Source organism: Caulobacter sp. 17J80-11 (genome assembly GCF_014349105.1).
Lineage (GTDB): Bacteria > Pseudomonadota > Alphaproteobacteria > Caulobacterales > Caulobacteraceae > 17J80-11.
Window position 1 is genome coordinate 47,278 of the sequence record NZ_JACSJI010000024.1, and the last position, 12,985, is coordinate 60,262.

Genomic DNA, 12,985 nt, shown 5'->3' on the forward strand with positions numbered 1-12,985 from the left:
GGAGCGGCCGCCCTCGTCGCTTCAGGCATCCACCGGCTTAGACGCGGCCGATGCTGGTGTAGTTGAAGCCGCGGGCGCGCATGTCGTCGGGGCGGTAGACGTTGCGAAGGTCCACCAACGTCGGGCTGCGCAGCAGCAGCCGCACGCGGTCCAGGTCCAGCGCGCGGAACTGGTCCCACTCGGTGACGATGACCATCGCGTCCGCGCCGGTGATGGCCTCGTAGGGGCCGTCCTTGAACACCACGCCCGACAGCATCTTCTCGGCCTCGTGCATGCCTTCCGGATCGAAGGCCTGGACGGTGGCGCCCTTCGCCTGCAGGGCAGGGACGATGTCCAGCGAGGGAGAGTCGCGCATGTCGTCGGTGTTGGGCTTGAAGGTCAGGCCCAGCAGGCCGACGGTCTTGCCCTGCAGGTCGCCGCCCATGGCCGCGGCGATCTTCTCGGCCATGGCCTTCTTGCGGGCGTTGTTCACCTCGACAGTGGTCTCGACCAGGCGGATCGGCGCGCCGTAATCGGCCGCCGTACGCACCAGGGCCAGCGTGTCCTTCGGGAAGCACGAGCCGCCGTAGCCGGGGCCGGCGTGCAGGAACTTGGAGCCGATGCGGTTGTCCAGGCCGATGCCGCGGGCCACCTGGTTCACGTCCGCGCCGACCTTCTCGCAGATGTCGGCGATCTCGTTGATGAAGGTGATCTTCAGCGCCAGGAAGGCGTTGGCGGCGTACTTGATCAGCTCCGAGGTGCGCCGGCCGGTGAAGACCAGCGGCGTCTCGTTCAGGTTCAGCGGGCGGTACAGCTCGGACATGACGTGGCGCGCGCGCTCGTCGTCCGTGCCGACCACGACCCGGTCGGGCCGCTTGAAGTCGTTGATGGCCGCGCCCTCGCGCAGGAACTCCGGGTTGGAGACCACGGCGAACTGGGCGTCGGGGCGGCGCTTCTTGATGATCTCTTCGATCTCGTCGCCGGTGCCGACCGGCACGGTCGACTTGGTCACCACCACGGTGAAGCCGTCCATCAGGTCGGCGATCTCTTCGGCGGCGGCGTAGACGTAGGACAGGTCGGCGTGACCGTCGCCGCGGCGCGACGGCGTGCCCACGGCGATGAACACCGCGTCGGCGTCCTTGATGGCGTCCGCCGCCTCAGTGGTGAAGAACAGCCGCTCCTCGCGCACGTTGGTGGCGACCAACTGGTCCAGGCCGGGCTCGAAGATCGGGATTTCGCCCTGCTTCAGGCGCTCGATCTTGGACGCGTCCTTGTCGACGCAGGTCACCACGTGGCCGAAGTCAGCGAAACAGGCTCCGGAGACCAGCCCAACGTAGCCGGTCCCGATCATCGCGACACGCATCGACGAACCTTCCAGTTTGATGAGGCGCCCCGCGTCTGCGGCGGAGCTTCCAAGGTCCCGAGGAGATAGCTTTTCCGGGGCTTCGACGCCAGTGGCCCGGACGCGTTCGGCGAGCGCGGTTCACCCTTTTCGGCGGGCCAGCACCTCCAGAGCCGCTTCTCGCCAGGGTCGCGGCGGCGCAAGAAATTCGCGTTCCAGTCGACCGGTGCCGAGCTCGGCCCGCAGCGGGCGCACGGCGGCCGCTGGAAAGGCGGCCGAGGCCACGCCTTCGACCGGCGGGCCGCCGCCGGCCAGGGCGAACAGCTCCTCCGCGAAGGCGCGGCGCGAGACGGCGCCGGCGTTGGCGAAGTGCAGCAGGCCGAAGATCGGGTCGCCCGCCGGAGCTGTGACGAGGCGCGGGGCCAGGTCCAGCACGAAGGCGGCGGCGTCCAGGGCCGAGGTGGCGCGGCCGATCTGGTCCTCGACAATGCGCAGCGGCTCGCGCCGGCCGGCCTGGGACAGGATCCAGCTGAAGAAGTTCGTCCCCCACGGCGAGAACACCCAGGACACCCGCACGACCAGGGCGCGCGGGCATGCGGCCAGCACCGCCCGCTCGCCGGCCAGCTTGGAGCGGCCGTAGGCGTTCAAAGGGCGCGGCGCGTCCCCTTCGGCGTAGGGCGCCCCCTTTTCGCCGTCGAACACGTAGTCGGTGGAGAAATGGACCAGCGGCAGGTCGCGCCGGGCGCAGGCCTCGGCCATGGCCTGAGGCGCCTCGGCGTTGACCGCGAAAGCCTCCTCCTCGGCGGCTTCGGCGTCGTCCACGCGGGTGAAGGCGGCGGCGTTGACCACCAGGTCGACCGGCCCGGCCTCGCGCACGGCGCGGGCGACCGCGTCGGACGCGCGCAGGTCCACGCGGGACCGGTCGAGGGCGACGATCTCGACGTCGCGCCGGGCGGCCTGGTCGACCAGCGCCCGGCCGATCTGACCGGTCGAGCCGAACTGCAGGACCCGCAGGCTCATCGGCTGAGCCCCAGCCGCCCGCCGTCGAAGCCGCCGGCGCGGGCGGCGGCGATCCAGCCGGGATTGTCCAGCATCCAGCGCACGGTCCGTTCCAGCCCCTCGTTCAGGGCGACCCGCGGGCTCCAACCCAGGTCGGCCTGGATCTTGGAGGCGTCCAGCGCATAGCGGAAGTCGTGGCCGGGCCGATCGTCGACGAAGCTGATCTGCTCGGCGTAGGCGCCGCCGTCCTTGCGCGGCGCGATCGTGTCGAGCACGCCGCACAGCTTGAGCGCCAGGTCGAGGTTGGCGGCTTCCGCCCGGGCGCCGATGGCGTAGGTCTCGCCGGCGCGGCCCTTCTCGAGCACCAGCAGCAGGGCCTCGGCGTGGTCCTCCACGAAGAGCCAGTCGCGCACGTTCGTCCCGCCGCCGTAGATCGGGATGGGCCGCCCCTCCAGGGCGGAGAGCACCACGGTCGGGATCAGCTTCTCCGGATGCTGGAACGGCCCGTAATTGTTCGAGCAGTTGGTGGTGACCACGTTCAGCCCGTAGGTCGCGCCCCACGCCCGGGCCAGCAGGTCGGCCGCCGCCTTCGACGCCGCGTAAGGCGAATTGGGCCGATAGGGCGAAGCCTCGTCGAAGGCGCCGTCGGCGCCCAGCGCGCCGAACACCTCGTCGGTCGAGACGTGATGGAAGCGGAAGAGGTCGCGCTCGGCCCCGGGCAGGCCGTCGCGGAAACGCGCGGCGGCGTCCAGCATCACCGCCGCGCCCAGCGCGTTGGTCTCCACGAAGGCCAGCGGGCCGTCGATCGAGCGGTCCACGTGGCTTTCGGCCGCGAGGTGCATGACCGCGTCGGGCCGCCGGCGCGCGAAGATGTCGGCCATGGCGGCGCGGTCGCGCACGTCGGCCTTTTCGAAGGCGTAGAGCGGCGAGCCCTCCGCCTCCGCCACGTTGGCCGGATTGGCGGCGTAGGTGAGGGCGTCGACGTTCACGACCTCGATCCCGCGCCGGACGGCCTGCCGCACCACCGCCGAGCCGATAAAGCCGCAGCCGCCGGTGACCAGCAGCCTCACGCCGCCTCGCCGACGCTGAAGGGCGAGGTCCAGTCGCGCCAAAGCGGCGCGCCGGCGTCCTTGTCGGAGATCACCACCCGGGCCGGATCGACGCCCCAGTCGATGGCCAGGTCGGGGTCGTTCCAGGCCACCGCTCCGTCGTGCGGGCCGGAATAGTGGGCGTCGGTCTTGTAGGTGGCCACGGTGTCGGGCTCGAGCGTGACCATGCCGTGCAGGAAGCCGCGCGGGGCCAGGATCTGCAGGCCGTTCTCGGCCGACAGCTCGATGGTCACCGCCCGGCCGAAGGTGGGCGAGCCCCGCCTGGCGTCGACCACGGCGTCGGCCACCCGCCCGCGCGCGACGGAGACCAGCTTGGTCTGCTGGGCCGGCGGCGACTGATAGTGCAGGCCCCGGACCGTGAACGGCCGGGCCGAGTGGGACAGGTTGTCCTGGACGAAGTCGATGTCCAGGCCGGCTTCCGCGTAGGTGCGCCGGTTCCAGGCCTCGACAAAGAAGCCGCGTCCGTCGGCCATGCGCCGGGGGCGGAACAGCACGACCTCGGGCAGGGCGGTGGGGATGACCTCGAGCCGGTCGGTGGAGCGATAGCGGGCGGGCATCGGGCGGCTCAGACCTGCTTAACCGCGTTCGGCAAGCCGGCGGCAATCTTCCGGCGCCAGTCTCCGTCCATGAGCGGTCCCCTCCGAATGCGCTCGCTCGGCGCGGAAGCGGGCGTCGTCGCCTCCTCCCAGGCGACGGCGTCCGCGGCCGCGCGCGCCTTTCGAAACAACCTGCACAGCTTCAACCGGTTCCGTGGCTGCGACGACGTGCGCCGCGCGCATCGTCCGGCGACACGGCACAAGGTCCTCAGGGCCGCCGCGCCTGGCGAACATCGTTAACGCTCGTTTTAGGGGCGTGCGCCTACGAGGAAGGCAGACCCTAGGGAATCCGTCATGTACGACGCCGTCGCTTCCCCGCCTTTCCGCGATTTCGCGCCCACCTCGCGCCTGCTGGACGGCAAGGTCGTCCTTGTCACCGGCGGCACCGGCTCGTTCGGCCGACGCTTCGTGCGCACGGTCCTGGAGCGCTATTCGCCGCGCAAGGTGATCGTCTTCTCGCGCGACGAGCTGAAGCAGTACGACATGAAGAACGAGCTGCTGGAGGCCTTCCCCAAGGAGAAGACCGACCGGCTGCGCTTCTTCCTGGGCGACGTGCGCGACCGCGCCCGCCTTGAGCTGGCCTTCCGCGGCGTCGACATCGTCGTGCACGCCGCTGCCCTGAAGCAGGTGCCGGCGGCCGAGTACAATCCGTCCGAATGCATCGCCACCAACGTCAACGGCGCTGAGAACGTGGTCTGGGCCTGCCTGCACAACCGGGTGCAGACGGTGGTGGCCCTGTCGACCGACAAGGCCTGCTCGCCGATCAACCTGTACGGCGCGACCAAGCTGGCCTCGGACAAGACCTTCCAGGCGGCCAACAACCTGTCGGGCGACATCGGCACGCGCTTCTCGGTGGTGCGCTACGGCAACGTGGCCGGCTCGCGCGGCAGCGTGGTGCCGTTCTTCCGCAACCTGCTGGCCAAGGGCGCGACCGAGCTGCCGGTCACCGACGAGCGGATGACCCGCTTCTGGATCACCCTGGACCAGGGCGTGAACTTCGTCCTGTCGTGCATGGAAGTGATGCGCGGCGGCGAGATCTTCGTGCCGAAGATCCCGGCCAGCACCATCCCCGACCTGGCCCGCGCCATGGCGCCGGAGGCCGGCACCCGGGTGGTGGGCATCCGCCCGGGCGAGAAGCTGCACGAGATGATGATCTCGGCCGACGACGCGCGGGTCACCGTCGACCTCGGCGACCGCTACGCCATCGAGCCGGACTTCGTGGAGTATCCGCGCACCTCCTTCGCCGTCGACGGCACGGGCGTGCGGGTGCCGGAGGCCTTCGCCTACACCTCCGACGCGGCCGAGCGGCTCGACGCGGGCGGCATCGCCGCGCTGCTGGACGCCTGTCATGCCTGACGGGGCCGGGGCCGCGCCGTTCCTGCCCTACGGGCGTCAGACCATCGAGGACGACGACCTCGCCGCCGTGGTCGCCGCGCTGAAGTCCGACTTCCTGACCACCGGCCCGCTGGTCGACCGGTTCGAGGCCGCGCTGGCTCAGGCCGTGGGCGCCGAGCACGCGGTGGTCTGCTCCAACGGCACCACAGCCCTGCACCTGGCCGTGCACGCCGCCGGCGTGAAGCCGGGCGACGTCTGCGTGGTCCCAGCGATCACCTTCGTGGCGACCGCCAACTGCGCCCGCTACCAGGGCGCCGACGTGGTGTTCGCCGACGTCGATCCGGCCACCGGCCTGATGACCGCCGACACCCTGACCGAGGCGCTGACCCGCGTCGGCGGCCGTCCGCTCCGCGCCGTCCTGCCGGTCCACCTGGCCGGAAACACGGTCGACACGGCGGCGGTTCGCAAGCTGGCGGAAGCCGCCGGGGCGGTGGTGATCGAGGACGCCTGCCACGCGGTCGGCACGCGGACGCCGGCCGGCCCGGTCGGGGCCTGCGCCGACAGCGTCGCGGCCTGTTTCTCCTTCCACCCGGTGAAGACCATCGCCACCGGCGAGGGCGGGGCGATCACCACCAACGACGCCGAGTTCGCCGCGCGCATGCGCCGGGCCCGTTCGCACGGCATCGAGCGCGCCGACTTCTCCATCGCCGACGGCTTCGACGACGGCCGCCCGAACCCGTGGTGGTACGAGCAGGTCGAGCTGGGCTGGAACTACCGCCTGCCCGACGTGCTGTGCGCGCTGGGGGTCTCGCAGATCGCCAAGCTGGACCGCTTTGTCGCGCGTCGCCGCTTCCTGGCCGGCCGTTATCGCGAGCTGCTGGCCCCTTACGCGCCGCTGGTGCGTACGGTCGCGACTCCGGCCGGCTGCGAGCCGGCGCTCCACCTGCTCCAGGTGCGCATCGACTTCGAGGCCGCGGGCCTCAGCCGTCGCGAGGTCGCCGAGCGGCTGCGCGCGCGCGGGATCGGCTCCCAGGTGCACTACATCCCGGTGCACCGCCAGCCCTACTATCGCGGCCTCTACGGCGAGCAGGTGCTGCCGGGCGCGGACGCCTTCTACGCCTCCACGCTCAGCCTGCCGCTCTACCCCGGCATGGGCGACGAGGATCCGGCCCGCGTGGTCGAAGCCGTGGCCGCGGTGCTGGGGCTGCAGTCTTGACCGGTCCGACCCTGCGGCTGCGCCCGGCGGGCATGGCCGACGCCGCCCGCCTCTTGGCCTGGCGCAACGATCCGGTGACCCGGGCCATGTCGGTCGACACGGCCGAGGTCGACCTCGACACGCACATGGCCTGGCTGGACCGGTCGCTGGCCCGCACCGACCGGCTGCTGTTCGTGGGCGAGGCGACCCGCACCGACGAGGCGATCGGGACCCTGCGCTTCGACGAGGCCGGGCCCGGCGTCTGGGAGGTCAGCATCACCGTCGCCCCCGAGCTGCGCGGCCTGGGCTGGAGCGGCAAGCTGCTGGGCGCGGGCGTCGCGCACATGGCCGACGTCGCCCTGACCGCGCGCGTGCGCACCGACAACGACCGTTCGCTGCGCCTGTTCGAGGAGGCCGGCTTCTGCCGCACCGGCGAGGCCGACGGCTTCGTGTTCTTCCGGAGGGAGGCGCCGTGATCCCCGAGATCGAGATCGCCGGCCGCAAAATCGGTCCCGCGCACGAGCCTTTCGTGATCTGCGAGCTGTCGGGCAACCACAACGGCTCGCTGGAGCGCGCGCTGAAGCTGCTGGACGCCGCCGCCGCCACGGGCGCCGACGCGATCAAGCTGCAGACCTACACGCCCGACACCATCACGATCGACTGCGACCGCCCGGACTTCCGCATCGAGGGCGGGCCGTGGGGCGGGCGCACCCTGCACGACCTCTACGGCGAGGCGCACACCCCCTACGAATGGCATGAGGCGCTGTTCAAGCGGGCCAAGGAACTGGGCGTGCTCCTGTTCTCGACCCCGTTCGACGAGACGGCGATCGACCTGCTCGAGCGCCTCGACGCGCCGGTCTACAAGATCGCCTCCTTCGAGGCTGTCGACCTGCCGCTGATCGCCTCTGTCGCCCGCCGCGGCAAGCCGATGATCATGTCGACCGGTCTGGCGAACTTCGAGGAGATCGGCGAGGCGGTGGCGACCGCGCGCGAGAACGGCTGCCCCGGCCTGGTGCTGCTGCACTGCGTCAGCGCCTATCCCGCGCCGATGGAGGACGCCAACGTCCGCACCGTGCCGCACCTGGCCGAGGCGTTCGGCTGCGTCGGCGGCCTGTCGGACCACACGCCGGGCTCGGCCGCCTCGGTGGCGTCGATCGCGCTGGGCGGCTCGGTGATCGAGAAGCACTTCACCCTGGCCCGGTCCGACGGCGGGCCGGACGCCGAGTTCAGCCTGGAACCGGCCGAGTTCACCGCGCTCGTGCGCGACTGCAAGGCGGCCTGGCGGTCGCTGGGCCGGGTGCACTACGACCTGAAGGGCTCCGAGCGCGGAAACCTGGCCTTCCGCCGGTCGCTTTACGTCGTCCGCTCGGTCGGCGCCGGCGAGCCGATCACGGCCGAGCACGTCCGTTCCATCCGGCCCGGCTACGGCCTGGCCCCCAAACACCTGCCCGCGGTGCTCGGCAAGACCGCCGCCCGGGACCTCGAACGCGGAGAAGCGCTGCAGTGGGACATGATCGCGTGAAGACGGAGGCGGCGACCGTCTCCTCCGGCCGCTACGCCCGCTCCGAAGCCCAGCTGGAGCGCGCCCGGCGCACCATTCCGCTGGGGGCGCAGACCTTCTCCAAGAGCCTGACCCAGTATCCGCAGGGCGTGTCGCCCTATTTCGCGGCCCGCGCCGAGGGCTCGAAGCTGTGGGACGTCGACGGCAGCGAATACGTCGACTTCATCAACGCGCTCTGCTCGGTGACCCTGGGCTACGCCGACCCGGACGTGAACGCCGCGGTCGAGAAGCAGCTGAAGGACGGCACCATCTTCACCCTCAGCCATGCGCTGGAGGCCGATGTCGCCGAACGCATCTGCGAGCTGGTGCCGTGCGCCGAGGCCGTGCGCTTCGGCAAGAACGGCTCGGACGCCACCTCGGGGGCGATCCGCATCGCCCGCGCCGCCACCGGGCGCGACCACGTGCTGGTCTGCGGCTATCACGGCTGGCAGGACTGGTACATCGGCTCCACCGCCCGCAACCTCGGCGTGCCGGAGGCGACCCGGGCCCTGACCCACGCCTTCCCCTACGACGACCTGCCGGCGCTGGAGGCCAGGCTCGACAGCCTCAAAGGCCAGGTGGCGGCGGTCATCCTGGAGCCGATGAACGTCAAATTCCCCTCGCCCGGCTATCTGGAGGGCGTGAAGCGCCTGACCCATGCGGCCGGCGCCGTGCTGGTGTTCGACGAGACCATCACCGGCTTCCGCTACGCCGCCGGCGGGGCGCAGGAGCTGTTCGGGGTGACGCCGGACCTCTGCACGCTGGGCAAGGGCATCGCCAACGGCTTCCCGCTGTCGGCGGTGTGCGGCCGGGCCGACCTGATGCGGTTCATGGAGGAGGTGTTCTTCTCCTTCACCATGGGCGGCGAGACCCTGTCGCTGGCCGCCGCGCGCGCGGCCATGGACAAGCTGAAGCGCGAGCCGGTGATCGAGACCATGCACGCCCGCGGCCGCCAGTTGCTGGACGGCGCCGCGCCGCTGGTCGCCAAACATGGCCTGGAGGGCGTGCTGACCCTGGCCGGCCATCCCAGCTGGTCGTTCCTGCTGGTCGCCGACGCCCCGAACGCCACCGCTTTCGAGCTGAAGACCCTGTTCATGCAGGAGGTTTTCGCCCGCGGCGTGCTGGCCTACGGCACGCATAATATGTCCTACGCCCACTCCGAGGCGGACGTCGAAACCCTGCTTAGCGCCTACGACGAGGTGTTCGCGATCCTGGCCGACGGGCTGTCCAGCCCCGGCGGAGTGAAGGCGAAGCTCCGTTGCGCGCCGCTGGAACCTCTGTTCAAGGTGCGCTGATGATCCTGGCGGTGCTGCAGGCGCGGACGAGTTCGACCCGGCTTCCGGGCAAGGTGCTGCGCCCGCTGCTGGGCGAACCGATGATCGGCCGCCACCTGGAGCGCCTGGCCCGCTGCACCACCCTGGATCGGCTGGTGGTGGCCACCAGCGTCGACGCTTCCGACGACCCGCTGGCCGCCTACTGCGAAAGCAAGGGCGTGGTCGTGTTCCGCGGGGCGCTGGAGGACGTGCTGGGCCGGTTCGGCGCGGCCGTGGCCGCGCAAGGATCGGTCGAGCACGTCGTGCGCCTGACCGCTGACTGCCCGCTGGCCGATCCGGCGGTGATCGACGCCTGCGTGCGCCTGCATCTGGAGCGCGGGGCCGACTACACCTCCAACACGCTGGAGCGCACCTATCCGGACGGGCTGGACGTGGAGGTGGTGACCGCGAACGCCCTGGCGCAGGCCGTCGACGAGGCGACGGAGCCGTTCGAGCGCGAGCACGTTACGCCCTTCTTCTACCGCCGCCCGGATCGATTCCGCATCGTGCAGATGACGCAAGACCGCGACCTGGCCGACCGCCGCTGGACGGTCGACACCGCCGAGGACTTCGCCTTCGTGGAGCAGGTCTACGCCGCCCTGTTCGAGGCCGACCCGGGCTTCGGGCAGGACGCCGTCCTGGCCCTGCCGTTCGAACGGATCGCCGCGTGAAGCGCTGGTTCGGAGAGCGGGTCTATCTGCGCGAGCTGGCGGGCACCGACGTCGGCGATTCCTACGTGCGCTGGATGAACGACTCCAGCACCAACCGCTTCATGGAGACCCGCTTCAGCACCCATACGCGCGAAGCGATCGAGGCCTTCGTGGCGGCCAAGCGGGAGAGCCCGCACGAGTACCTGTTCGGCCTGTTCATGGTCGAGGACGAGCGCCACGTCGGCAACCTGAAGATCGGGCCGGTCAACAAGCATCACGGCACCGCCGACATCAGCTACTTCCTGGGCGAGGCCGGCCTGCGCGGGCGCGGGGTGGCGACCGAGGCGGTCGGCATCGGCTGCTTCATCGCCTTCCAGACCTTGGAGATGCAGAAGCTCTGCGCCGGTATCTACGCCCCCAATATCGAGAGCGGCCGGGTGCTGGAGAAGAACGGCTTCGTGGTCGAGGGCCGGCGCCGCTCGCAGGTGGTGTTCGAGGGCCAGCGCGAGGCGGTGATCGAATACGGCCTGCTGCGCGAGGACTGGGTCCCGCGCGGTCCGGTCAGGATCGAGACCCGGGAAGACTGAGAAAGGCCTCGGCCACGCGCCCGGCGCCCAGGCCGTCGCACAGGCCGGCGCTGATCCGCGACAGCTTCGCGCGCCGCTCCGGGCTGCGGGCCAGGCCGGTGTAGGCGCGGTCGAAGGCGGCTTCGAAGTCGGGCGCGCGGGCGTCGATCACCTCGGCCGCGCCGCTCTGCGCCAGCGCCCGCGCCGCCGGCTCCTGATTTTCCGCCTGCACCACCAGCACGGTCGGCAGGCCCAGCACGCAGCGCTCCCACGCCGCCGAGCCGCCCGCCCCGACCGCCAGGTCCGCCGCCGCCATCAGGCCGGCCATGTCCTTCGTCTCCACGTGCACGCGCACGCGCGGGTCGCGCTCGGCCAGCCGTTCCAGCGCGGCGCGGCTGGGGGCGGCGGCGCCCAGCGCCACGTCCACGCCCGCCTCGCCCAGGCGCGGCAGCAAGCGGTTCACGACTCGCCCGGCGATCGCGCCGACGTCGGTCAGGCCCAGCGAGACGAGCACGCGCTCGAGGCGTCCTTCGGCCCGACGGACCAGAGCGGTCTCGCGGACGGCGGCGAAGGCCGGCCGCACGAGGGCGTAGATCGGGCCTAGCAGCAGCCGCGTCTCCGCTCCGACCAGGCCGGCATAGTCCTCGGCCCGACGCGCGGGTCCCGGATCCAGCACCAGATCGGCGTGCAGGGGCCGGTCGGCCAGGTCGTCGACCACCAGCGCCGGCCGGCGGCGCGCGATTTCGGACTGGTGCTCCCGCCCCAGCCGGAAATGGTCGAACACCACCGCGTCGAAGGCCGCGGCCCCCGCCGCCGCCACGAGCGCTTCGGGGGCGGTCGCGGCGGCCGCGACCCGCTGCACGCGGTTGTCGGCGAAGGCGTCCAGCACCGCGGCGACGTCGGGCGCGGCCAGGAAGGCGCAGGCCGCCCCGCGGTCGGCGAGAGCGCCCGCCAGGGTCAGGGCGCGCATCACGTGGCCGCCGCCGACCTCGGGGCCGGCGTCCACGACGAAGAGCACGCGCGGGCGGCCGAGGTCGGTCATGCCCCTGGGTTAGCGGGTTGAGGCGTATCGGCCAAGTCTACACGCCGAACCAAAATTTCTTGAGACGGTGAAGGTCTGGCGCGTGCGAGCGTGTCAGTAATTTTCCGGGCGCCGCGCCAACGGCAAAGCAGTACGGCGGCGCTGTTGAGATTACAGGCTTTACTGTACGGCTAGCGTAGCTGGTATCGGTTACGCTTTACTGCTCCGTTGCCTGACAAGCGCGACCTATTTTCTGTACAGGTCGGAACAAGGCGGAAATTGGGCGGGTTGTGCGGACCGGAGGGGAGAACGAGCCCTCCAGTAGGCAATTTCGCGCTCCCTCGGAGAGAACAAATGCACAGCAAGGTTCTGTTGGGTTCGGTTTCCGCCGCCATTCTGGCTACTGCGGCCTTCCATGCGGCCCCCGCTTACGCGAGTTGGAGCGAGCCGGACACGGTCACCAACTCAAACAACAACAACAGCCAGAATAACAGCCAGAACAACTCTCAAAACAATTCGCAGGACAATTCCGCGCAGAACAACTCTTCTGCGACAGACAATAACAACGACAAATCGACGAACACGACGACGGACAGCTCGTCCAGCGACGACAACTCCGTCCGCACCGACACCGATTCGTCGACCAACGACTCGAACAACGGTAACGACAGTTCGTCAAACGACGACAACTCGGTGAACACCAGCACCGACACGGCGACCGACAATTCGACCCACGACGACAATTCGGTCGACACCGATACGGATTCGTCGACGAACGACTCCAACAACGGCAACGACAGCTCGTCGAACGACGACAATTCGACGAACACCAGCACCGACACGGCGACCGACAACTCGTCTCATGACGACAATTCGGTCGACACCGACACGGATTCGTCGACGAACGATTCCAACAACGGTAACGACAGCTCGTCGAACGACGACAATTCGACGAACGACTCGAACAACACCGACAACTCGCACGCCGACGACAACTCGGTCGACACTGACACGGACTCGTCGACGAACGACTCCAACAACGGCAACGACAGCTCGTCGAACGACGACAACTCGACGAACACCTCCACCGACACGGCGACCGACAACTCGTCGCATGACGACAATTCGGTCGACACCGACACGGATTCGTCGACGAACGACTCCAACAACGGCAACGACAGCTCGTCGAACGACGACAACTCGACCAACACCTCCACCGACAATTCGACCGACAGCTCGGACTCCAACAACGGTAACGACAGCTCGTCGAACGACGACAATTCGACGAACGACTCGAACAACACCGACAACTCGCACGCCGACGACAACTCGGTCGACAC

12 protein-coding genes and 1 pseudogene are annotated in these 12,985 nt (G+C 70.1%); 8 read left to right on the forward strand and 5 right to left on the reverse strand.

Annotated features, from left to right (window positions below; all coding sequences use genetic code 11):
* Positions 1–37: 37 nt before the first annotated feature.
* The 4 genes from H8B08_RS18045 to rfbC all read right to left on the reverse strand — a co-directional run bounded on the left by H8B08_RS18045 (position 38) and on the right by rfbC (position 3,986).
* Entirely contained in the window at positions 38–1,342 is a 1,305-nt protein-coding gene (locus H8B08_RS18045; RefSeq protein WP_187451588.1) for a UDP-glucose/GDP-mannose dehydrogenase family protein, read from the reverse strand.
* A 120-nt stretch (positions 1,343–1,462) separates the two neighbouring features.
* Positions 1,463–2,341, reverse strand: coding sequence for a dTDP-4-dehydrorhamnose reductase (gene rfbD, locus H8B08_RS18050; RefSeq protein WP_187451589.1), 879 nt, complete (start codon positions 2,339–2,341; stop codon positions 1,463–1,465).
* Entirely contained in the window at positions 2,338–3,390 is a 1,053-nt protein-coding gene (gene rfbB / locus H8B08_RS18055) for a dTDP-glucose 4,6-dehydratase (RefSeq protein WP_187451590.1), read from the reverse strand. Before rfbB ends, rfbD begins: the two co-directional genes overlap by 4 nt.
* A complete protein-coding gene (rfbC, locus tag H8B08_RS18060) occupies positions 3,387–3,986 on the reverse strand; it encodes a dTDP-4-dehydrorhamnose 3,5-epimerase (protein ID WP_187451591.1) in 600 nt (199 codons plus the stop codon). Before rfbC ends, rfbB begins: the two co-directional genes overlap by 4 nt.
* Positions 3,987–4,319: 333 nt before the next feature.
* On the opposite strand from rfbC, the gene pseB reads away from it, so the two are divergent.
* Genes pseB through H8B08_RS18095 form a run of 7 tightly spaced genes read left to right on the forward strand, consistent with a single transcriptional unit; the run spans position 4,320 to position 10,645 of the window.
* The gene (gene pseB / locus H8B08_RS18065; protein ID WP_187451592.1) at positions 4,320–5,381 is read left to right on the forward strand and encodes a UDP-N-acetylglucosamine 4,6-dehydratase (inverting); all 1,062 of its coding nucleotides are present in this window, start codon (positions 4,320–4,322) and stop codon (positions 5,379–5,381) included.
* On the forward strand, positions 5,374–6,576 hold the full coding sequence (gene pseC / locus H8B08_RS18070) for a UDP-4-amino-4,6-dideoxy-N-acetyl-beta-L-altrosamine transaminase (protein WP_187451593.1): 1,203 nt from the start codon (positions 5,374–5,376) through the stop codon (positions 6,574–6,576). The genes pseB and pseC overlap by 8 nt, the downstream gene beginning before the upstream one ends.
* Complete coding sequence (locus H8B08_RS18075) at positions 6,573–7,031, forward strand: GNAT family N-acetyltransferase (RefSeq protein WP_222934572.1); 459 nt, start codon at positions 6,573–6,575, stop codon at positions 7,029–7,031. Before pseC ends, H8B08_RS18075 begins: the two co-directional genes overlap by 4 nt.
* Positions 7,028–8,077, forward strand: a complete 1,050-nt coding sequence (gene pseI, locus H8B08_RS18080; protein WP_187451594.1) for a pseudaminic acid synthase — start codon at positions 7,028–7,030, stop codon at positions 8,075–8,077. The genes H8B08_RS18075 and pseI overlap by 4 nt, the downstream gene beginning before the upstream one ends.
* Positions 8,059–9,390 carry an aminotransferase class III-fold pyridoxal phosphate-dependent enzyme gene (locus tag H8B08_RS18085; RefSeq protein WP_222934573.1) on the forward strand — a complete coding sequence of 444 codons (1,332 nt, stop codon included), beginning with the start codon at positions 8,059–8,061 and terminating at the stop codon, positions 9,388–9,390. The genes pseI and H8B08_RS18085 overlap by 19 nt, the downstream gene beginning before the upstream one ends.
* Positions 9,390–10,079: a cytidylyltransferase domain-containing protein gene (locus tag H8B08_RS18090; protein WP_187451595.1), complete on the forward strand. Its 690-nt coding sequence runs from the start codon at positions 9,390–9,392 to the stop codon at positions 10,077–10,079. The genes H8B08_RS18085 and H8B08_RS18090 overlap by 1 nt, the downstream gene beginning before the upstream one ends.
* Complete coding sequence (locus tag H8B08_RS18095) at positions 10,076–10,645, forward strand: GNAT family N-acetyltransferase (RefSeq protein ID WP_187451596.1); 570 nt, start codon at positions 10,076–10,078, stop codon at positions 10,643–10,645. Before H8B08_RS18090 ends, H8B08_RS18095 begins: the two co-directional genes overlap by 4 nt.
* Here the strand turns inward: H8B08_RS18095 and pseG are convergent.
* The gene (pseG, locus tag H8B08_RS18100) at positions 10,620–11,666 is read right to left on the reverse strand and encodes a UDP-2,4-diacetamido-2,4,6-trideoxy-beta-L-altropyranose hydrolase (protein WP_187451597.1); all 1,047 of its coding nucleotides are present in this window, start codon (positions 11,664–11,666) and stop codon (positions 10,620–10,622) included. The two genes, H8B08_RS18095 and pseG, sit on opposite strands and share 26 nt — an antisense overlap.
* Positions 11,667–11,999: 333 nt before the next feature.
* On the opposite strand from pseG, the pseudogene H8B08_RS18105 reads away from it, so the two are divergent.
* A pseudogene (locus tag H8B08_RS18105) lies at positions 12,000–12,985 on the forward strand (hypothetical protein); the annotation flags it as partial.

Excerpts from the sequence above, each read along its gene's own strand:
- H8B08_RS18045 (WP_187451588.1), bottom strand. The coding sequence starts at position 1,342 with ATGCGTGTCGCGATGATCGGGACCGGCTACGTTGGGCTGGTCTCCGGA.
- rfbD (WP_187451589.1), bottom strand. The coding sequence starts at position 2,341 with ATGAGCCTGCGGGTCCTGCAGTTCGGCTCGACCGGTCAGATCGGCCGG.
- rfbC (WP_187451591.1), bottom strand. The coding sequence starts at position 3,986 with ATGCCCGCCCGCTATCGCTCCACCGACCGGCTCGAGGTCATCCCCACC.
- pseB (WP_187451592.1), top strand. The coding sequence starts at position 4,320 with ATGTACGACGCCGTCGCTTCCCCGCCTTTCCGCGATTTCGCGCCCACC.
- pseC (WP_187451593.1), top strand. The coding sequence starts at position 5,374 with ATGCCTGACGGGGCCGGGGCCGCGCCGTTCCTGCCCTACGGGCGTCAG.
- H8B08_RS18090 (WP_187451595.1), top strand. The coding sequence starts at position 9,390 with ATGATCCTGGCGGTGCTGCAGGCGCGGACGAGTTCGACCCGGCTTCCG.
- pseG (WP_187451597.1), bottom strand. The coding sequence starts at position 11,666 with ATGACCGACCTCGGCCGCCCGCGCGTGCTCTTCGTCGTGGACGCCGGC.